Genomic DNA, 22621 nt, shown 5'->3' on the forward strand with positions numbered 1-22621 from the left:
GTTGTTTTGGTTACGCGAATAATTGATTATGAGATAATCGAACAGTTTGTTCTTGATTGAGAGATGAGTGCAGATGTGAGATAATGCACTGATTGAGAGAAAGAGAAGACAGGATATGTCTGGCGGTAATAGCGCGGTGGTCCCACCTGACCCCATGCCGAACTCAGAAGTGAAACGCCGAAGTGCCGATGGTAGTGTGGGTATTACCCATGTGAGAGTAGGGAGCCGCCAGACTTTTAAATTTATATACACACCAAATTTGGTGGAGCGGTAGTTCAGTTGGTTAGAATACCTGCCTGTCACGCAGGGGGTCGCGGGTTCGAGCCCCGTCCGTTCCGCCACCTTATTTAGGGGCGTAGTTCAATTGGTAGAGCACCGGTCTCCAAAACCGGGTGTTGGGAGTTCGAGACTCTCCGCCCCTGCCAAAAATGATGGTTTTGTTCTAATTTTAGCCGTTTAGTAATTTTTACTAACATAAATAAAAAATTTTTGTTTACAGATTAAGTTAGTGAATTATAATTCCCGCCCAGATACTTTTACAATCTAGAGGATATAAAATGGCTGAAAGTTTTGTAAGTCAACAACGTTTTTTTGATAATAAAAATTATCCAAGGGGATTCTCTCGCCACGGAGATTTCACAATTAAAGAAGCACAAATTTTAGAAAAATATGGTTGTGCTTTTAGGGATCTTGATGCAGAAACAAGAAAGCCTGTTACAGCAGACGAAAAGTCATTTGTAGCAGTGTGTAAAGGAAAAAAAGAACCTTCTACTGATTTAGAAAAAGCATGGTTAAAATACCTATCCCGTATAAATAAGCCGAAACGTTTTCATACATTATCAGGCGGTAAGCCTCAAGTTGATGTTAATGATGATTTCGTAGATAGTGATGACTAATTCTTTTAACCAATATTTTTGTGTAATTGAATTAACAATCTATCCATAGAACGATAACTTAAAGCTTCTGAAATATGTTTTCGTTCTATGTTTTTTGATAACTCTAAATCTGCAATAGTTCGGGACACTTTCAATATTCTATGCCATGCTCTAGCTGAGAGTCCTAATTTTATCAAAGCTTGTTCTAAATACTCATTATCTTCATCAGATAACTGACAATAAAGTTGAATATCATTAGAGGTTAGTTGGCTATTTAATTTTTTATTTCTTTCCATTTGAATGTTTCTGGCTCGTAAAACTCTTTCTTTTACCATTTCAGTGGATTCGCTCTTTATTGCTCTCTGACGCAATGCTCCTTTAGGTAAAAGTGGTACTTCAATAGATATATCAAATCTATCTAAAAATGGTCCTGACAGTCGATTTAGGTAACGAATGATTTGTTGAGGCGTCGTTCTGTTATGTGTTCCTTGATAGTGTCCTGTAGGACTTGGATTCATTGCCGCTATAAGTTGAAATCTAGCTGGAAATTTTATTTTAGCATTTGCTCTTGAAATAATGATTTCACCTGATTCAATAGGTTCTCTTAACGCATCAAGGACTTTACGGTTAAATTCAGGAAGTTCATCTAAAAATAACACTCCATTATGAGCTAGTGATATTTCACCGGGTTTAGGTATTGATCCCCCTCCAACCAATGCTGCAATTGAAGCACTATGATGAGGCGATCTGAAAGGGCGTTTACGCCAATTTTGGATTGATCCATTTGAACTAACCAAACTAGTAATTGCTGCACTTTCTAATGCTTCTGCATCAGATAATGGAGGCAATAATGATGTTAACCGAGTTGCTAACATTGTTTTACCTGTCCCAGGGGGGCCTATTAATAATAAATTATGGCCTCCAGCTGCCGCTATTTCCAATGCTCTTTTAGCATGCTCTTGCCCAATAATATCCTGCAAATTAGTTAACGTATCATTACCATTATGGTATTCTCTATAAGCTACTAACGGTAAACTTATTTCTTGTGTCAAATGTTGACATACCTCGACTAAATTATTTGTGATTAATGTATTTCCTTGGTGTATTAAAGATACTTCTGATTGATTCTCTGCAGATATTATTAGCGAACGCTGCTTTTTTTGGGATGAAAGTGCAGCGGGTATAGCACCTTTAACCGCTCTAATTTCTCCAGATAAAGCAAGCTCTCCTAAAAATTCATATTTAGATAAATTATCAGAGGGAATTTGTTGTGTTGCAGCAAGAATTGCAATAGCAATAGGTAAATCAAAACGACTGCCTTCTTTTGGAAGATCGGCTGGCGACAAATTGACAGTTATTTTTTTTGCAGGAAAAGTAAATCCACTATTAATGATTGCACTTCTAACACGATCTTTTGCTTCTTTGACAGTTGCTTCAGGAAGACCAACTAGGACAAAACCTGGTAATCCATTACTAATATGAACTTCTACATTTATTTGTGGAGCTTGTATTCCAATGGATGCGCGAGTGAAAATAGTTGCAAGTGACATAATTTTAATCTTTAACATTTAAATTTATTATCACTTTATTTATATATAAGTCATGCATAAATCTCACTGTTAAATTTATGCGTATTTGTTCACAATAAATATGATATTTTTTCTATTATTTACTCTTTTTCACTAATCAAGAATCTCGAAATAAATAATGATATAAAAAATAGACATGTGTTACTCAATACAACGGATGGGCCTGTTGGGGTATCGTAAATGAATGAAAATAATAATCCTCCAATGATAGATAACATACCGATAACTATTGCTATTAATGCCATAGATTCAGGTGTTTTTGAATAATATTTGGCTGTTGCAGCAGGAATAATAAGTAGCGATGTGATAATCAGTGCACCTACAAATTTCATTGCTATTCCTATTGTAAATGCTAATAAAAGGGTCAAAAACAATTTTGTGAATTGTATATTAATACCGTTACTAAATGCTAATTCTTCACTAACAGTAATGAATAAAAAATTATTCCATTGCCAAAGTAGTAAAGTGCCAATAAGCATTACACAAATAATAATTTGAAAAAGATCAGAATATGTTACAGATAGAAGATCGCCAAATAAGTATCCCATCAAGTCAATACGTATATTCTTCATTAAGCTAATAACTACTAGGCCTAGTGATAATGCACTGTGAGCCAAAATACCAAGTAAGGTATCAATTGGCAATTGCTTTTGAGATTCCAGCCAAAGTAATCCTATAGCAAGTAAAAGTGTTATAAAAATAACAGCATAAAACAAATTTATGTTGAGTAGAAAACCAAATGCAATACCGAGTAAAGCTGCATGTGATAAAGTATCACCAAAATATGACATTCTTCTCCATACAACAAATGTACCTAACGGACCTGTTACTGTAGTTAAAAATAAACCCGCTAATAAAGATGGTAATAGTAACTCAATCATTATCTTTTTTTCCAATTTTAGGTAAGATTATTTAATTATTTTGCTGTTCATTAGTGTGTTTACATAGATCATGTTGATGATTGTGATGATGTTTATAAACAGCGATTTGAGATGCACCTTGTTGACCAAAAAGAGAAATAAATTCTGGATCATTTGAGACACTAGCTGGCGTTCCTGAACAACAAATATGATGATTTAAGCAGATGACTTCATCTGTTTTAGCCATTACCAAATGTAGATCATGTGAAACCATTAAAACACCACAATTAAACTGTGTTTTCGCATTACTAATTAAATCATATAATAAAACCTGTCCATTAACATCTACCCCCTGCGTCGGTTCATCTAGGATTAATAATTGGGGGCGTTTAGCTAACGCCTGAGCAAGTAGAACTCTTTGCTGTTCACCGCCAGACAGTTGATGCATTGATTTATCAATTAAATATTCTGCTTTTACCAAAGATAGAATGTTTAGAACATTTTTACTATTTAATTGTTTATTCAAACACATAAAACGCTTTACAGTAATGGGTAAGGTCGGATTAAGTTTGATGGATTGTGGAACATAACCAATTGTTAAGTTAGTTAAACGAGTTATCTTTCCTGATGTATAAGGCATTAATCCCAAAATGACTTTAACTAATGTTGATTTACCTGCACCATTTGGGCCAAGTAACGTTACAATTTGATTTGTGCTAATTGATAACGAAACATTATGTATTATTTTTTGATGTTTTATTTCAACCGAAACATTATCTAGCGAAATTAGCTGAGTCATATTAACGTAAGTCCTTGCTCACCTATATGTTATGTTATACTATAACAATAATGTGATCTATTCTACCATAATTTATAACTATAGGATAATAATGTGAAAAAAAATGCACAAATTAAATCTAATCGATTATTGCGATTCTTAAAAATGCTAGGTCCATTGCTCATTATTAATGGGTTTATTTTAGATGCGAATGCAAACATTATTTCCTCTGTAAAACCTATTGCTTTTATAACTCAAGCGGTTTCTGATGGCATAACAAATACTGATATTTTATTGCCTGATGGAACATCTCCTCACACATATTCTTTAAAACCATCGGATTTAGCTAAAATAAAAACAGCTGAATTGATTATTTGGGTTGGTGAGGACTTAGAAACATTCATGCCTACAGTTTTAAAAAGTATTGATAAGGACAAACAAATAGAATTAATGGATATACCCACCATTAAAAGTTTACTACGAACCAGTACAAATAATCATGATCAACATGAAACCCATACTCATAATAATGATTCTGATCATGATCATCATGGTGAATACGATGAGCATATTTGGCTTTCCCCAAAAATAGCCAAAGAGATTGCTCAAGCAGTACATGATAAACTTATTAGTATATATCCCAACAAAAAAGATATTATTGATGAAAATTTAAACGAATTCACCGTTAAACTAGCTGAAACAGAACAAAACATTGCAAAAAAACTGATTAACGTACAAAATAGCGGATATTTTGTTTTTCATGATGCCTATGGGTATTTTGAATCACAGTTCGGATTAAAAAATCTAGGTAGTTTTACCATAAATCCAGCAGTACAGCCAGGTGTTCAAACTGTTTATGCTATCAAACGAGAATTAAAAGAACATCAAGCAGTATGTGTATTTAGAGAGCCACAGTTTAGCCCTGCAGTTATTGAAAAAATAGTGAATGGAACAGATGTTCGTATTGGCGAATTGAATCCCTTGGGTACAGATATCACTTTATCCAAAAATGCCTATTCACAATTTTTATTAAGATTAACACAGCAACTGTTGGATTGTTTAGATAAAAAGTAATGTAGATAATAAATAGTTAAGGTTAATTTTGGCAAGTAAGATTAAATCCCCTAATATTGAAAAGAATAAATCTAATTTTCCCTATTTTTCACTATTAGGTGTTCTTCTTGTGGTTATCTCATTTACCGTATTATGGCGGCCACTTAATTTGGAGCGCACGGTATATGTTCCTTTGACTCCTCAAGTTGAAACGACAGTAATAGATAATATTAATTCTCCAGTTATTGTTGGAGATGGTCGAATTGAAGTTGTTGGCGGTAAGTCAAAAACAGATCAAGTTACTGAATCATCAGATGTTCCTGAGGATGAAATAGTTAAAGATGAGCTAGATGACATTATTGAAGATAAGGGTAATACTGTGCAATATACTGTTGCACGTGGTGATACTCTACATGATATTTTACTAAGGTATAACGTCAATAGAAGGGATGTTTACCAATTAACAACTAACTTTAAACAGCTAGCCAATTTAAGAATTGGTCAACAAGTTAGTTGGACGACTGATGATTCCAATAATTTACAAAGTTTTAGTTGGATAATATCCAGTAACAATATCAGAATTTACGAAAAATCAGGCAATAAATTTATCGAAAGCTCTGAAACTGTAGAAGTGATACCACAGGAAGTAGTTATAAAGGGGGATATAAAAAACAGTTTCATTGCTGATGCGCGTAAAAGTGGATTAACGAGTAGTGAAATTGGTGTTATCACTCGAGCCTTACAATGGCGCTTAGATTTTCGTCGTTTAAAAGTTGGTGATAAATTCTCGGTAATTTTATCGCGTGAAGTACATGGTAAGCGCTTGTCTAATAGTCAATTAATCGGTGTTCGCATTAGAAATGGTAGCAAAGATTATTATGCTATTTTAGCTGATGATGGTCAATACTATGATATTAACGGCGGCAGCTTATCACAAAGTTTTTTTCGATATCCTCTTGAAAAACAGGCTCGTGTATCGTCAGGATTTAACCCACGTCGTTTAAATCCTGTTACTGGTGTTGTTACACCTCATAATGGAGTTGACTTTGCCGTATCCCGAGGAACACCTGTTTTATCAGTAGGTAATGGTGAAGTGGTTATTGCCAAGTATAGTGGTTCTGCGGGTAACTATATTGCTATTCGTCATGGTCGTCAGTATATGACAACATATATGCATCTGGATAAAATATTGGTAAAACCTGGTCAGCAAGTTAAGCAAGGTGATAAGATTGGCCTATCAGGCAATACAGGGCGATCGACAGGCCCTCATCTACACTTTGAGTTACATATTAATAATAAACCTGTTAATCCTTTAACGGCAAGTTTACCTATTTCAGAAGGGTTAACTGGTAAATCAAAAAAAGCATTTTTGTCAAAAGTTAAAGATATTCGCCCGCAGCTAAATTTTTAAAAAATTAAAGGTTAATTTTATACTAAAACGTACCCATTTCCTGAAACTTTTTAACGAAAAGAAGGTTAAGGTATCCTTAAGAAATTATGTTATTATAAGGTTAATTTTGATTGAATAATAAATGTTAGGTGTAGCTTGAATAAATCAACAAAAACAACCAAAACAAATAAAAAACGATCCGCTAAAAAGGTTAAGAAAAAGACTTTATGGCGACGGCTTTGGTCGTTTCTGTTTAAAGTCTTTCTAGTTTTTGCTGCTGTAGCTATAATTTATGGTATCTATCTTGACCAGCAAATCAAAGAACGTATTGATGGTAATGTTTGGGAACTGCCAGCTGCAGTTTATGGTCAAATTATTGATCTTGAACCAGATAGTGAATACAGTTTAAGTGATGTAGTCACTATGTTAGTTGGGGCTCAATATCGACAGCAAGACACCAAAGCAACGCGCCCTGGCGAATTTATTGTTACTAACGATACAGTACAAATTTATCGTCGACCTTTTACTTTCCCTGATGGTGAAGAAAAAGCGTTTCGTGTCAAAATTTCATTTTATGAAAATCATATTGATCGTATCACTAATTTAGATACCGGTCGTGATTTTGGATTACTACGCATTGATCCTAAATTAATTACTATGCTGCATTCTCCTAATGGCGAGCAGCGATTATTTGTGCCGTTAAAAGAATTTCCTGATTCACTCATACAAACATTAATAGCCACCGAAGATAAACGTTTTTATAATCATTATGGAGTGAGTTTATACTCTATTGGACGTGCGATTTTTGTTAATTTAACGACTGGTCGTACGGAAGGTGGTAGTACCTTAACGCAACAAACAGTAAAAAATCTTTTTTTGACTAATGAACGTAGCTTAAGTAGAAAGATCCGCGAAGCTTATATGGCATTGATTTTAGATGCCCGATATAGCAAAGAAAGAATCTTAGAATTATATCTAAATGAAGTCTATTTTGGACAAGCAGGTAGTGAAGAGATTCATGGTTTTCCGCTGGCTAGCCTGTATTATTTTGGACGTCCTGTTAATGAGCTTACATTAGATCAGCAAGCTGTTTTAGTTGGAATGGTAAAAGGCGCATCACTTTATAATCCTTGGACACAACCAAAACAAGTTCTTGAGCGTCGTAATATTGTTTTAAAACTTACTCAACAACAAGGTATTATTGATGAAGAGTTATATAACTTATTAAGTCAGCGCCCACTCTCTGTATTACCTAAAGGAGGCGTCATTTCTCCTCAACCTGCATTTATGCAAGTTGTACGCAGTGAACTGAGAAAGCAGTTAGGAGATAAAGCTGATCATCTGTCAGGAATGAAGATCTTCACTACTTTTGATCCAGTTGCTCAGGCAGCTGCCGAACAAGCAGTAACCAATCAAATAGAATCATTACGTAAATCTACGAACAAAGATTTACAAACTGCAATGGTCATTGTTAGTCGGGAAACGGGTGAAATACGGTCAATTATAGGTAGTGCTGAACCACGTTATCCTGGTTACAATCGAGCATGGTTAACAAGACGATCAATTGGGTCTTTAGCTAAACCTTCAACCTATTTGACTGCGTTAGGGCAACCAGATAATTATCAACTAAATAGTTGGCTTAATGATAATCCACTGTCAATTAAAGTCGATAATGGAAGCTATTGGCAACCGAAAAATTTTGATCGGAAATATCGTGATCGTGTTATGTTGGTGGATGCTTTAGCGCTCTCACTTAATGTACCGACTGTTAATCTAGGAATGGAATTAGGACTTGATGCGAGTAAAAATACTTTAGAAGCATTAGGTGTACCAGCAGATCGCATACCTAATTTACCATCAAGATTACTTGGAGCTTTAGAATTAACGCCATTAGAAACAGCACAAATGTTTCAAACTATTACTAATAATGGCCAACGTTCGCCATTAACTATTCTCCGATATGTATTAACGGATAAAGGAAAGTTGGTTTATCAAAGTTATCCACAGCAACTACAAGCTGTGTCAGCACAGTCCGCTTATTTAACAACTTATGCAATGCAGCAGGTTGTTGAATCAGGTACATCGCGTTCATTAAAATCCAAATATGGACCATTTAAACTCGCTGCTAAAACTGGGACAAGTAACGATTCACGAGATAGTTGGTTTACAGGAATTGATGGTAAAAATGTTGCTGTCATCTGGATTGGGCTTGATGACCATTCTCCTATGAAATTAACAGGAGCAACGGGAGCGCTAAAAATTTATAGTGAATATTTACAGAATAATCCACCTAAGAAATTAGTACTGCCTATGCCACAAAATATTTTTATGATGCCAATTGATAGCAATGGTCAGTGGCAATGTGGTGGAAGTGGTGTTCGTACTTTGCCTGTATGGACCGCTAATCCCCAAGGTTTGTGTTCTGGCGGTAACCAATCGGTGTCAGATAAATCGGCACCGTCTTGGGTATCTGAAATGTTAAATAACTAAGTAGGACTCTATGCCTGAATTACCAGAAGTCGAAACAAGTCGTCGTGGTATTTTACCTTATTTAAAAGGTCAGACTATTAAACAAATAATTGTTCGACAGCCTAAATTGCGTTGGCCAGTTGATGATGCAATTAAGAATGCTCAAGGACAAGTTATTTTAGATATTCAAAGACGTGCGAAATATCTGTTGTTACAATTGTCTTATAACTGGATAGTAATTCATTTAGGAATGTCAGGTAGTTTACGCATTTTAAAAAATCATCAAGAAGCTGAAAAACATGACCATATTGATTTGGTTTTAGAAAATGGTGTGATATTACGTTACACAGACCCAAGACGTTTTGGATCTTGGCTTTGGGCTAATTCACTCGATGATGTATTCCAATTGCAACATTTGGGACCAGAACCTTTGAGTGATGAGTTTTCAGCAAACTATTTATTTGAAAAAGCAAAAAATCGACAAATACCCATTAAAAGTTGGATTATGGATAATCATATTGTGGTTGGCGTTGGCAATATTTATGCTTCAGAATCATTGTTCATGGCAAAAATTAATCCCAATCGAAAAGTCAATTCTATACAATTAGTGGAATTTGAGAGATTAGTTAATGCTATTAAGCAAGTACTTACTAAATCAATTACACAAGGTGGTACCACGCTTAAAGATTTTCTGCAATCGGATGGAAAACCAGGCTATTTCGCTCAAGAACTTCAAGTTTATGGTAGAGGTGGTGAAAAATGCTATATTTGTAATGCAGAAATAAAATCACAAAGAATAGGACAACGTAATACGTTTTATTGTGAACAATGTCAAAAATAATGAATTGTTTATTTTTATGTGAGTAATTACCTAAAATAGTCGATGTAAGTTAACATAATATTGAAAGCTCAATTAAGTTAAAATTTGTATAAATAACATCTATTTTCTTTCTTTAAACCATCATCAACTCAGATAAATGTACATACCAATTTTTCAATTAATTAGTGTTTACCAACTGAAAAGCTAATTATTGGAATGTAGCAAAAAGTAAATTGAAATATTTTGCTTTGAAGTGACTAGACTTGTTACGCGATATCGGATATCTTTTTGGGGGGGATAAAAGTATTTATCTTTTATAAAGTTTAATATGTGGCGCTAATTAATTAGTGATAAAATATTAAACTCCAAAGATATTTCAATCGCGTTGTTTGTAATTTGCATTGATTTTAATGTAATTTATTTCGCTTTTATTAAGGAATTTAAGATGATCAAATTTGCTTGTCGCTTTTTGATAACTTTATCTGTTTTATTTCATACAATGATTGCTAATGCAGATGTTCGCATTATTATCACCGATGGCGTTAGTTCTGCCAAACCGATAGCAGTTGTACCTTTTAAGTGGACAGGATCGGGTGAGCCTCCACAAAATATTGAGGATATAGTTGCTTCAGATTTACGCAATAGTGGTAAATTTAATCCTATTGATGTTAATAATATGCCACAAAAGCCAACCACTGCTTCAGAAGTTACTCCTGCTGTTTGGGATCAACTTGGTGTTTCAGCTGTGGTTGTTGGTTCCATTCAACCTGATGCTTCCGGGAAATATTTAATTAATTATCAATTAATTGATACCGTTACTCGTCCAGGTGCAGTTTTAGCACAAAATCAATATTCGATTGATAAACGTTGGATTCGTTATGCAGCGCATACTGCAAGTGATGAAATTTTTGAGTCACTAACAGGCATAAAAGGTGCTTTTAGAACACGTATTGCTTATGTGGTTAAAACTACTAGGGGACCTTTTACACACGAATTAAGGGTGTCTGATTACGATGGGTATGATCAAATGACTGTCCACCGTTCTAAAGAACCATTAATGTCGCCTACATGGTCACCGGATGGCAAAAAACTTGCTTATGTAACTTTTGAAGGTGGTCGTTCATCATTAGTTGTAAAATCATTAGAAACCGGCGCTGTTCAAACAATTGCTGCTTTCCCAAAACATAATGGTGCCCCTGCTTTTTCTCCTGATGGCAGTAAATTAGCTTTTGCATTATCCAAAGATGGAAGTTTAAATTTATATATGATGGATTTAAACTCAAAGAAATTAACTCAAATTACATCAGGTCGTAGCAATGATACTGAGCCATCATGGATGCCAGATAGCCAAACAATTGTTTATACTTCTGACCAAGCTGGTCGCCCTCAACTTTATACTATTAATATAAATGATGGAAGCACCCAACGTTTAACATGGGATAATACACAAAATCAAAATGCCCGTGTTGCTCCTGATGGTTCTTTTATTGCAATGATTTCGACAAATAACGGTGAACAGCATATTACACGTTATGATACAGAAACAAATACTTATCAACGATTGACGGATTCATTTTTGGATGAAACACCAAGCATAGCACCTAATGGAACTATGATTATTTATAGTTCAACACAAGGATTAGGCACAATTTTGAATCTTGTTTCAACCGATGGTAATTTTAAAGCTAGACTACCTGCTACTGATGGGCAAGTAAAATTTCCTGCTTGGTCACCATATTTATAAATAAAGGATTGAAATTTATTCTATATTCTGAATATTAAAATTGTACAAAAGGTAATAGCGTTATAATATATAACGCTATAATTTCTAATTGATAAATTGTGTTATTTTTATAATTAGTAAGAGATATAATATATAAGTAATATTTTTTAAAACACAAAGGAGTTAATACAATGCAATTTTCTAATTTTCTTAAAGTAGCTGCGGTTGCTTTACCACTAATGGCAGTTACTGCATGTTCATCAAACAATACCACTACTGACCAAGGTGGGACTACAACCGTTAATGCATCCCAAAGAGTTTTAGAGCAAATTCGTAAATTACAACAAATCAACATCGTATATTTTGATTTTGATAGATATAATGTTAAACAAGAGTTTGCAACATTATTAGATGATCATGCAGTTTTCATGCGTGCAAATCCAGATATTAAAGTCGTAATTGAAGGTCATGCTGATGAACGTGGTACGCCAGAATACAATATTGCATTAGGTGAACGTCGTGCGAGCGCAGTTAAATCATATCTACAAGGTAATGGTGTTCCTGGCGGACAAATGGACATCGTATCTTATGGTAAAGAAAAACCAGCTGTATTAGGACATGACGAAGAAGCTTATTCTAGAAACCGTCGTGCAGTAATAACATACTCTGGTTTCTAATTAGTTTATTTAACGGCTGTTTATGCAGCCGTTTATTTATCAAGTTCACGCTGAGTATAATAATATGTATAAAAAAGCACTGATATTGTTCTTATTTCTTCTATTTAACAGTTATGGTTGTGCTGCAAGAAGTTCAGATTTAGAAAGAACGATTCAAGCACAAGGTCAATTATTAGTTGAAAGTCAACAGAAAATTACTGAATTACAAGCTGATGTCGATACACTTCGTGGTCAACTAGAAGAAACTCAATACCAGCTTAATCAGACCATAGAACGTCAAAAAATGATTCTTCAGCAATTGGTTAATGGTTCAGGACTCTCTTCTAATACTAATTCATCCAGAGAGGGTATATCTTTACCACCTTCTGCTACTGATGACCAACCACCATCAGATTTACAAAGTTGGACAAATTCTGGTAATGATAAAATTGATTATGATTTCATTGTACAATTTATTAATGATGATAAACAAAATGCTGATACAATAGCTGCCTTTCAAAAGTTTATAAAGAATTACCCAAAATCATCTTATTTAGCCAATGCTAATTATTGGTTGGGTCAACTTTATTATAAGGAAGGAAAGAACGATGAGGCTTCATTTTATTATGCTACTGTTGTAAAAAATTATCCATCTTCTTCCAAAGCAGCAGATAGCCTTTATAAAGTAGGAGCTATCTTATTGGATAAAGGTGATAAAAAGAATGCTAAAACTGTTTTTCAACAAGTTATAAGTAAATATGCTAAAGATAAACAGGTTGTTGATCTTGCGAAGCAAAAATTAGCATCGCTTAAATAAAATGTATAAATAACCAGCTATTGAATTAAAATACTAATAAAAGGGTTGCGCTGCTTAGCAATTATAAGTATTATAGCAACCCGAAATCGCTTGTAGCGCTAGTTATTAAGAATAAAGATTTCGTTCAATATGGGTTGTTAGCTCAGTCGGTAGAGCAGCGGACTTTTAATCCGTTTGTCGAGCGTTCGAATCGCTCACGACCCACCACCTTCTCTCTTCATTTTGAAATCATAAAAGCTGTCTCAACTTAATATACTCAACTTAATACACTTAACTTGATAAAAAACATTAATGTTAGTCAAAATTTATTTTTAATAAATTTGAATAACACATATTTTTAATTCCACAGAGATTAATTAAGTACAAAAAGTATCGAATAATCAAAATTAGTTCCTATCATCTTCATTCATCCTTTCTTAATTTAACAAAATAGCCTTACTTATATTTAATAATATTAATATATTTCAAAAAAATATAATTAAAAACCTATTTTACAGAGCTGAAAAACATAAAATAAGTTGTGCATGCGAATAATAATCATTATCATTATTGTTGTTGTTTTAGCATTTATCAAATAACACAACAAATAATAGGAAAAATAATGAAATTAGTTAATCAAGTATTCTTACCTTGCTTATTAAGCTCTACCGCTTTTATCGCTTATGCTCAAGAAAAAGTTAATGATGATAATGATATTGAAACTATGAAAGTTGTTGCAACAATTAAGGATAATAATGATCAGCGAATAAAAAAATCATCAACAGCAACTAAATCATCCTTTTATATAAAGGATATTCCTCAAACTATTAATTCGGTTGATCTTCAACAAGAGAAAATTTATGGGCAAAATGATCTTAGTGTCATTGTAAATAAATTACCTGGGGTAGATGCAACTTATGATATGCGAGATGAAGGTATCAAAATCCGAGGTTTTTCCGCCAGCTCTGGTGATATTTATCGTGATGGTGTTCGCGCGAGTGGACAAGTTAGACAAAGTACCGCTAACATTGAGCGAATTGAAGTGTTAAAAGGACCCGCCTCAGTACTTTATGGCAGAGGCTCAGGTGGCGGAATGATAAATATGATTAGTAAACAAGCAAACTTTGATTCACCCACTACGTTAAGTTTGAGAGGGGGATCTTGGGATAAATACGGCGGAATGGTAGATATAAATCATGTTTTACATGATAATATTGCTATACGCATGACAATTGATCATCAATCAGAAAAGAGTTTTCGTAAAGGAATAAAACAACGCGATACAATGGTTTCACCAAGTATATTGTATGATAATTTGGCTGGATTTAATTGGTTAGTACAATATACTCATGATAAATTATGGCGTAAGCCAGATAGGGCGCCAGCCTATTATAACCTACCTAAAGGTGTCTCAATTAAAACAGCTTATGCTCACCCTGATGACTATGTAAAAGATAATTTTAATTCATTACGTTCAGTTATGGGATATGAATTTAATCATGACTGGTCTATCAAGCTAACTAATCTATATCGTAAAGCTGATCAGAATTTCGATCATCTTTATGCAGGTAATTATTGTGATTTAAGTGGTAAACTTAGTAATCGCGCACCTTGCGACTACAAAGGTAAATTAAAATTCCGTCGAGCTTGGCAAGAAACATCGAATAAAACTTATAGTAATACCCTTGATTTAGTGGGTAAGTTTAATACGGCGAGTATTTCTCATGATATGTTAATAGGGTTTGAATATAATATTGAAAAACGAGAACCTAGATTAGCTTTAACTAGCCAATATCCGGAAGCAGTTGATCCATATCATCCTCATTGGAACTCAAAAAAAACTCGATATAACAAATTAAGTACTAAGACTAATCATAAAGCTACATCCAAAGGGGTATATTGGCAAGACCTAATCAGTTTTACAGAGCAGTGGAAATTACTTGCAGGATTACGTTATGATAATTATGAGTTTGCATCGGATAATAAATTGAATCATCAAAATCGGTCATATGATGGACACTCTCTAAGTCCTCGGTTCGGATTAATTTGGCAGCCGATAGAATCCCAAAGTTTTTATGCTTCGTATAGTAAAAATTTTGCGCCATATGGGGGACGTGGTTTAATCACACTTGCGACAGACTCTAAGACTGTTTACGATGACAAACCTCAATATTCTCGTCAATATGAAGTTGGTGTCAAAAGCGATTGGCTTAATGACAAGCTTTCCTCTCAAATCGCGCTTTACGACCTTGAGCTTTATAATATTCGTTATCAACCCGATGCAGTTAACGATCCTTATAATTGGCAAGTTAGAGGCAGTGATAGAAGCCAAGGTATAGAATTAAGCGTAATAGGAAAATTGAGCAATAATTGGTACATCAATAGCGGTATTGGCTATCAGCAAGCAAAAGTTCATAAAGATAAAAAAACACCTGCTAACAAAGGCAAATATTTATCCAATACAGCCAAACATAGTGGTTATTTAAGCGTACGTTATTTGCCTTATGAAAATTGGTTTACTGAACTGGAAGTTAACTATAAGGGCTCAATGTATAACGATGATAACAATCAGATTAAACGTCCTGGTTATGCATCATGGAATGCGGCAATTGGTTATCAAACTCAATCCGTTGATGTGACTTTAGCGATAACTAATTTATTCGGTAAAGAGTATTGGCGTTCAAGTAGTATGCCTGGTACACCTCGAGCCTTTTTATTAACTGCAAGTTATAAATTATGATACTTAATTAATGTTTTTAGGATTTAAAGATAATCGGTTAACTACTTATGTATTCGTAAAAAGTAAGCATAAATAATAAGTTGCTACAGTAAAGAGGGAATAGCATTCCCTCTTTTTTATGATGTTTAAACTTTAGCTGCTAATTCAATAATTTTCATTGTTACTTCAAATGATTTTACAAATGATGATAACGGTAAAAATTCGAAACATGAATGAAAGTTATGTGCACCAGTAAAGTAGTTTGGTGTAGTCAGGCCTCTTGCCGATAGTGCTGAACCATCTGTTCCGCCACGCATAGCAATTGTATTTGCCTTAATATTTAATTGCTCAAATGATTGATAAATTAAATCAATTGAACGCTTATCTTCACCTAAATAATTAGCAATATTACTATAAGTATCGGTTATTTGACATTCGATTTTAGCTCTTGGATATTTACGGCTTATAAAACTTATCACTTCTTGAATATAAGTTTTACGTGCTTCATATTTAGCTAAATCAAAATCTCGGATACTCATTTTTAACGTTGTCGTACTTTGGTTACCAATAATATCGTTAAACCAGAAATAACCTTCTTTACCTTCAGTATGTTCAGGCGTTTCGAAACTATCAAAACAGTTAATAATATCGTTAGCAATACCAATAGGGTTGATTAAAACATTTTTTGCTGACATTGGGTGTGCAGTTACACCTTCAATTTCAATAATTGCTGAACCTGCATTAAACGTTTCATAAACGACTTCACCTAATTCGCAACAGTCAATTGTGTAAGCAAAATCGGGTTTAAAACGATTCAAGTCAAGTTTTTTCGCGCCGTTTAAACCGACCTCTTCATCAGGTACGAAAGCAACATAAATATCACCATAGGTACAATTTTGCTTTTGTAATTGATCTAACATTGTCATAACAACAGCTATTGCAGCTTTATTATCGGCACCCAGCACACTTGTACCATCAGTAACAATTAATTCTTCATTGATGTATTTATTCAATTCAGGATGCTCAGCAACTTTAAACCAGATATTTTTATCTTTATTTAATAAAATATCTTCACCCGTAAAAGTGACTCGTTGTGGGTTAATTTTATCCGATAAGGCGACATCAACTGTATCAAGATGAGCGACGTAACCAATTTTAGGTGAATTTGGATTATTTCCAGATAACTTAGCAGTGACAATACTGTGCTCATCAAGATGAACTTCTTGTAGATTAAGATCAATTAACTCTTGTTTGAGTAAATTGGCTAATTGTGTTTGTCCTGATGTAGAGGGAACATGTGCACAACCCATCGCACTTTGACTTGGTATACTAACGTAACGTAAAAAACGTTCAACTAATTGTTCGGTAATATTCATATTATTTTGACTCCTTATTGATGACTAATGATTCACGGGTGGATAAACATAACCACTATCAAAGCCGATAGGCAGTCCTAGGAACCAAAATAGCAGTAAATTAATTGTTAAAGCAATAAGTAAGCCCGCAGTATATGGGATCATCATAGAGCTTAAAGTACCCACTCCAGTATTTTTACAATACTGCTGACAATAGGCAATGATTAAAGGATAGAAAGCAAACATTGGAGTACTAACATTGACTGCTGAGCTAATACGATAGGCCGCTTGTGTTAGTTCTGGTGAAATACCAACAGACATGAGCATAGGAACAAAGATCGGCGCTAAAATAGCCCATTTTGACGAAGCAGAAGTAATTAATACATTTAACATGCTAGTTAAAATGATCACACCAAATATAGTGACAACCGATGGTAAATGTAAGGCTTTTAAAAATTCAGCACCACCAATAGCAATCAATGTCCCTATTTGGGAGTGTGAAAAGACATATAAAAACTGTGCACAAAAGAATGCAAAAACAATAAAAGGAATAAGAGATTGAGTAATCTTTTCCATTGATTTGACAATATCACGTGATGATTTAAATGCGCCAGTGATTACGCCATGGATTAAACCAGGAATAGCAAAAAAAACAAATAATAAAGGTACAATGATTTGCATAATTGGTGCTTGATTGCTGGTTAAACTACCATCAGGTGCACGCAGTAAAGAATTTTCAGGTAACAGTAACAATACTAATCCAATAGCAATAATCAAAAATACACAAGAAGCGATTTTAAAAGCGCGATTTTCTAAAGGTGTAATAGCTGGTGAATTAGCCAAATTATTAAGTTCAAGATCGTTATTTAGTGGCATCGTTGCTTTTAAGCGAGGTTCAACAATTTTATCTGTTATAAACCAACAAGCAATTAACACAAAGAATGTACCTCCAAAACTTAAAAAATAGTTACATAAAACGTTAACTTGATAAGATGGATCGATAATTTGTGCCGCACTTTGAGTAAAACCTTGCATGATCGGATCGATGATTGATGGCGTATAACTTGAACTAAAACCACCTGCTAATCCTGCAAATGAGGCAGCTATCCCAGCCAGTGGATGACGACCTGTTGCATAAAACATCATTGCCGAAACTGGCATTAAAATAACATAAGCAGAGTCAGCCGCAATATGACAAACCATACTGACAAAGATAACTGACGGAGTAACTAATTTTTGGGGAGTTACAGCCAATAATTTTTTAAGTAATACATGAATATAGCCACTACTTTCGGCAATTCCTATACCTAATGTGGCAACAATAGTAATGCCCAATGGTGGAAAACTAACAAAATTGGGTACCATTTTAGTAAAAAATGTTACTAAATGATCAGGCGCTAGCATATTAACGACCACCAGTTTTTCTTTAGTTACTGGATTTATAAAATCGAAGCTTACAAAGGAAAGTAATAATGAAGCAACAAAACAGATAATTAAAGCGAAGAAAAAAAGTGTAGTGACATCGGGGATTTTGTTTCCAATTCGTTCTATAGTATTTAAAAAGCCGCCGGTTCTGATCGGTGACGAATTTGTAGTTTGATTCATAAAAAAATAAGTATATATGTTGTTCGGACCGACAATTTAGCACATATCAATGCGGTAGGTAAACCAAGTGTTAGTTAAGTTTTATTCTGTTTCATTAAGTTAATTTGAACGCTCTCATCATTACTATAATTTATATAACCTGTTATTTTTAAAATATCTTTGATATGCATCTTAATTCATATTTCGTTAGTATAGCCTATATCAGTGCTCATCTTTCATGCAAATTATGCTCAATTATTATTAACAACAATGTAATTGCATAAAAATTTTTTAGTGATATATTAATTGAATATTTAGTCATAAAAATAGCATAAATATTCAATCAAGTTAAACGTAATACTTTAGGAAATATTATAATACACGCAGTGGGGGTTATCATGGTTTTCGATATTGATTTAATTAAATATATCTATCAGCACTATCCACAAAAAATTGACCTCATTCGGCAAAGAATCGGAAAACCATTAACCTTAACAGAAAAAATTCTTTATGCACATCTAGCACCAGGAGAAGAGCTTAAAAATTATAAACGTGGTGAAGATTATGTTAATTTTGCGCCAGACCGAGTGGCTATGCAAGATGCAACGGCCCAAATGGCGCTCTTACAATTGATGAATTCTGGGAGAAATAGAGTTGCTGTACCATCAACAGTTCATTGCGATCACTTAATTCAAGCGTATAAAAATGCTCATGATGACTTAATTATTGCTGAAAGTAATAATCAAGAGGTCTATCAATTTCTACGAGATGTATCAAACAAGTATGGTATTGGGTTTTGGAAGCCTGATGCCGGCATCATTCACCAAGTTGTTCTTGAAAATTATGCTTTTCCAGGTGGGATGATGATAGGTACGGATTCACATACTCCAAATGCAGGAGGCCTTTCAATGATAGCTATTGGCGTCGGTGGAGCTGATGCTGTTGATGTCATGGCTGGTATGCCATGGGAATTAAAAATGCCTAAAATTATTGGGGTAAAATTGATTGGTAAATTATCTGGTTGGGTCTCACCTAAAGATGTTATTTTAAAACTTGCTGGTATTTTAACGGTTAAAGGTGCAACAAATTCAATTATTGAGTATTTTGGTGAGGGCGCTCAATCTTTATCAGCAACAGGAAAAGCAACAATATGTAATATGGGGGCAGAGGTTGGTGCTACAACATCCATATTTGCATATAGTAAAAAATCTGCCGATTACTTGGCGATAACTGGTCGCCAAGAGGTAGTTGATTTAGCGAATAAATTAGTTGACTGTTTTAATCCAGATTCTGCTGTTTTAGATCAACCAGAAAAATACTATGATCAAGTAATTGAAATTAATCTTTCCGAACTTGAGCCTTATGTAAATGGACCTTTTACGCCAGATTTGGCTTATCCAATCTCACAACTTGCAACAGCAGTTAAAGAACATAATTACCCAGATAATATGGAAGTTGGATTGATTGGTTCATGTACTAACTCTTCCTATGAAGATATGATACGTGCTGCATCGGTGATTAATAATGCTAACCAATTAGGGCTCACCGTAAAAGCCAAATTAATTATTAATCCAGGATCCGAGCAAGTAAAATATACTTCCAAGCGAGATGGTATATTAAATCATTTTGAACAAGCTGGCGCTGCCATCATGGCAAATGCTTGTGGACCTTGTATAGGACAATGGCGCCGTGATGAAGTCGCCGATGAACATAAAAATTCGATAGTAACCTCGTTCAATCGTAACTTTGCTAAACGTAATGACGGCAGCCCAAACACTTATGCTTTTGTGTGCTCTCCTGAAATTGTAGTGGCATTATCTATTGCTGGAAAATTAAGCTTTAACCCATTAACCGATAACCTAATTAACGGTAAAGGACAAAAAGTCAAACTTCAAGAGCCAAGTGGTGATGAATTACCGAAACGTGGATTTGAGGTAGATGATGCAGGTTATGTTGCTCCAATTGCTGATGGCAGTTTAGTGGAAGTCCATATTGCTACAAATTCTGAACGGTTACAGCAACTTGCACCTTTTTCACCTTGGGATGGAAAAGACATTATATCGCAACCGTTGTTAATTAAAGCGACAGGAAAATGTACCACAGATCATATTTCAATGGCTGGTAAATGGCTAAAATTTCGCGGCCATTTAGATAATATTTCAAATAATATGTTGATCGGCGCTATTAATGCTTTTAATCAAAAAAGTAACTCAGTGTTAGATACCCAAACAGGAGATTACATCGAAGTTCCAGCATTAGCTCGCAAATTGAAAGCACAAGGCATTGGTTCAATAGTAATTGCTGAAGAAAATTATGGTGAAGGTTCATCACGAGAACATGCTGCGATGGAACCACGTTTCTTAAATGTTAAAGCGATAGTTGTTAAATCATTTGCTCGAATTCATGAAACCAATCTTAAAAAACAAGGAATGTTAGCACTGACATTTGTTGATAAGTCTGATTATGACAAAATTCGTGAAGATGATCAGATTAGCATTACCGGTTTAACTGATTTCGTGCCTGAAAAACATCTAACATTAACGCTTCACCATCATGATGGTACAACTGACTCTTTTGCTGTTGCTCATACTTATAATCAATCTCAAATAGATTGGTTTAAAGCGGGTAGTGCCTTAAATAAAATGAAAGAACAATTTAATGAAAACTGAAAATAAGAGGAATATAAAATGAATCAGCAAGTTTTGATTGAAAATGGACAGCTCATTGTCCCTGATAACCCGATAATTCCTTTTATTGAAGGTGATGGTATTGGTAAAGAAATTTGGGCGTCAGCGAATAAGATCTTTGATAAAGCGATAGAAAAAGCCTATCAAGGTAAGCGTAAAGTTGAATGGCGCGAAGTACTTGCAGGTGAAAAATCATTTAATTTGAATGGTAATTGGCTGCCCGATGAGACTATGAATGCTTTTAAAAAATATTTGATTGGCATAAAAGGGCCATTAACAACCCCCGTTGGTGGGGGCATTCGTTCTCTTAATGTTGCACTTCGCCAAGAGTTAGATCTTTATGTATGCTTACGACCCGTTCGCTGGTTTAAAGGTGTTGAATCACCTGTAAAATATCCAGAAAAAGTTAACATGACTATTTTTCGAGAAAATACTGAAGATATTTATGCTGGCATCGAATGGATGCAAGGAACACCAGAAGCTGAAAAATTTTATCAGTTTTTATCTGAGCAAATGGGGGTAAAAAAAGTGCGTTTCCCTAAAACTTCATCTTTTGGTGTTAAACCTGTTTCAATAGATGGCTCTGAACGATTAATAAGATCTGCAATAAACTACGCATTACAACATAATCTGCCTTCAGTTACCTTAGTTCATAAAGGGAATATTATGAAGTTTACTGAAGGAGGATTTAAACAATGGGGATATGAACTGGCTGAAAAAGAATTTTCTGATGCGGTTTTTACAATGAATCAATATGCGAAGATACAAAAAGCAGATGGAAAGGCCACAGCAAATAAAGCTTTAAATGATGCTATATCAGCATCTAAATTGATTGTAAAAGACGTGATTTGTGACGCATTTTTACAAAATACCTTATTAAATCCGCAAGACTATTCAGTCGTCGCTACATTAAATCTAAACGGTGATTATGTATCAGATCAACTGGCGGCCATGGTTGGTGGTATTGGTATAGCGCCCGGTGCAAACATTAATTATTTAACTGGACATGCCATTTTTGAAGCAACACATGGCACAGCCCCTAATATAGCGGGTCAGAACCAAGCAAATCCCTCATCGCTATTACTTTCTGGTGTTATGATGTTTGATTATCTTGGCTGGCATGAAGTTGGTCAACTGATCACTAAAGCCATGGAAACTTTATTTCAACAAGGAAAAGCTACAAACGATTTAGCTCGTTTTATGCAAAATGGACAATCCTTATCAACCACTCAATTTACTCAAGCAGTAATAGATAACTTATAAAATT

The 22621-nt window shown here is 34.4% G+C and carries 16 protein-coding genes, 3 tRNA genes and 1 rRNA gene; 15 read left to right on the forward strand and 5 right to left on the reverse strand.

All coding sequences use genetic code 11. The annotated features are described in order from the left end of the window. The first annotated feature begins 118 nt into the window (after positions 1-118). The 4 genes from rrf (at position 119) to AC5LW9_RS03140 (ending at position 896) form a co-directional block, all read left to right on the forward strand. Positions 119-234 (forward strand): 5S ribosomal RNA (gene rrf / locus AC5LW9_RS03125). Between the two features lie 30 nt (positions 235-264). After that, positions 265-341: transfer RNA gene (locus AC5LW9_RS03130), tRNA-Asp, on the forward strand. Positions 342-349: 8 nt separating this feature from the next. Beyond that, positions 350-425: transfer RNA gene (locus tag AC5LW9_RS03135), tRNA-Trp, on the forward strand. A 132-nt stretch (positions 426-557) separates the two neighbouring features. After that, positions 558-896 carry a MaoP family protein gene (locus AC5LW9_RS03140; RefSeq protein WP_039129930.1) on the forward strand — a complete coding sequence of 113 codons (339 nt, stop codon included), beginning with the start codon at positions 558-560 and terminating at the stop codon, positions 894-896. A gap of 5 nt (positions 897-901) precedes the next feature. Here AC5LW9_RS03140 and AC5LW9_RS03145 read toward each other — a convergent pair whose 3' ends face one another. The 3 genes from AC5LW9_RS03145 to znuC form a co-directional block, all read right to left on the reverse strand. Then, positions 902-2425, reverse strand: a complete 1524-nt coding sequence (locus tag AC5LW9_RS03145) for a YifB family Mg chelatase-like AAA ATPase (protein ID WP_198228905.1) — start codon at positions 2423-2425, stop codon at positions 902-904. A gap of 119 nt (positions 2426-2544) precedes the next feature. Further along, entirely contained in the window at positions 2545-3345 is an 801-nt protein-coding gene (gene znuB, locus AC5LW9_RS03150) for a zinc ABC transporter permease subunit ZnuB (RefSeq protein WP_198228904.1), read from the reverse strand. Positions 3346-3376: 31 nt separating this feature from the next. After that, positions 3377-4123, reverse strand: coding sequence for a zinc ABC transporter ATP-binding protein ZnuC (gene znuC / locus AC5LW9_RS03155; RefSeq protein WP_493456316.1), 747 nt, complete (start codon positions 4121-4123; stop codon positions 3377-3379). Positions 4124-4216: 93 nt separating this feature from the next. Between znuC and znuA the strand changes: the two genes are divergently transcribed. From znuA to AC5LW9_RS03200, 9 genes are all read left to right on the forward strand, one after another. Continuing rightward, positions 4217-5176 (forward strand): zinc ABC transporter substrate-binding protein ZnuA, encoded by a 960-nt coding sequence (gene znuA / locus AC5LW9_RS03160; RefSeq protein WP_198228903.1) that lies wholly within the window; start codon positions 4217-4219, stop codon positions 5174-5176. 28 nt (positions 5177-5204) lie between these two features. Continuing rightward, positions 5205-6566 carry a murein DD-endopeptidase MepM gene (gene mepM / locus AC5LW9_RS03165; RefSeq protein WP_198228902.1) on the forward strand — a complete coding sequence of 454 codons (1362 nt, stop codon included), beginning with the start codon at positions 5205-5207 and terminating at the stop codon, positions 6564-6566. Positions 6567-6701: 135 nt separating this feature from the next. Beyond that, a complete protein-coding gene (gene mrcB, locus AC5LW9_RS03170) occupies positions 6702-9035 on the forward strand; it encodes a bifunctional glycosyl transferase/transpeptidase (RefSeq protein WP_198228901.1) in 2334 nt (777 codons plus the stop codon). Positions 9036-9045: 10 nt separating this feature from the next. Beyond that, the gene (gene mutM, locus AC5LW9_RS03175; protein ID WP_198235678.1) at positions 9046-9855 is read left to right on the forward strand and encodes a bifunctional DNA-formamidopyrimidine glycosylase/DNA-(apurinic or apyrimidinic site) lyase; all 810 of its coding nucleotides are present in this window, start codon (positions 9046-9048) and stop codon (positions 9853-9855) included. A gap of 427 nt (positions 9856-10282) precedes the next feature. Continuing rightward, the gene (tolB, locus tag AC5LW9_RS03180) at positions 10283-11578 is read left to right on the forward strand and encodes a Tol-Pal system beta propeller repeat protein TolB (RefSeq protein WP_370528607.1); all 1296 of its coding nucleotides are present in this window, start codon (positions 10283-10285) and stop codon (positions 11576-11578) included. 170 nt (positions 11579-11748) lie between these two features. Next, positions 11749-12234: a peptidoglycan-associated lipoprotein Pal gene (gene pal, locus AC5LW9_RS03185; protein WP_198228898.1), complete on the forward strand. Its 486-nt coding sequence runs from the start codon at positions 11749-11751 to the stop codon at positions 12232-12234. Positions 12235-12256: 22 nt separating this feature from the next. After that, positions 12257-13030 (forward strand): tol-pal system protein YbgF, encoded by a 774-nt coding sequence (ybgF, locus tag AC5LW9_RS03190; RefSeq protein ID WP_198228897.1) that lies wholly within the window; start codon positions 12257-12259, stop codon positions 13028-13030. Between the two features lie 131 nt (positions 13031-13161). Next, positions 13162-13237: transfer RNA gene (locus AC5LW9_RS03195), tRNA-Lys, on the forward strand. 394 nt (positions 13238-13631) lie between these two features. Further along, positions 13632-15749: a TonB-dependent receptor gene (locus AC5LW9_RS03200; protein ID WP_493456317.1), complete on the forward strand. Its 2118-nt coding sequence runs from the start codon at positions 13632-13634 to the stop codon at positions 15747-15749. Between the two features lie 125 nt (positions 15750-15874). On the opposite strand, the gene pepT is transcribed toward AC5LW9_RS03200, so the two are convergent. Together pepT and AC5LW9_RS03210 are read right to left on the reverse strand one after the other, a co-directional pair. Beyond that, positions 15875-17104 (reverse strand): peptidase T, encoded by a 1230-nt coding sequence (gene pepT, locus AC5LW9_RS03205; RefSeq protein WP_493456318.1) that lies wholly within the window; start codon positions 17102-17104, stop codon positions 15875-15877. A 24-nt stretch (positions 17105-17128) separates the two neighbouring features. Then, entirely contained in the window at positions 17129-18688 is a 1560-nt protein-coding gene (locus AC5LW9_RS03210; protein ID WP_110455157.1) for an AbgT family transporter, read from the reverse strand. 377 nt (positions 18689-19065) lie between these two features. Here AC5LW9_RS03210 and AC5LW9_RS03215 point away from each other — a divergent pair, with 377 nt between their 5' ends. After that, a complete protein-coding gene (locus AC5LW9_RS03215) occupies positions 19066-21336 on the forward strand; it encodes an aconitate hydratase (RefSeq protein WP_493456319.1) in 2271 nt (756 codons plus the stop codon). Positions 21337-21354: 18 nt separating this feature from the next. Continuing rightward, positions 21355-22617, forward strand: a complete 1263-nt coding sequence (gene icd / locus AC5LW9_RS03220; RefSeq protein WP_493456320.1) for an NADP-dependent isocitrate dehydrogenase — start codon at positions 21355-21357, stop codon at positions 22615-22617. Positions 22618-22621 lie beyond the last annotated feature (4 nt).

The sequence above is a fragment of the Gilliamella sp. LMG 34360 genome, from assembly GCF_984568995.1.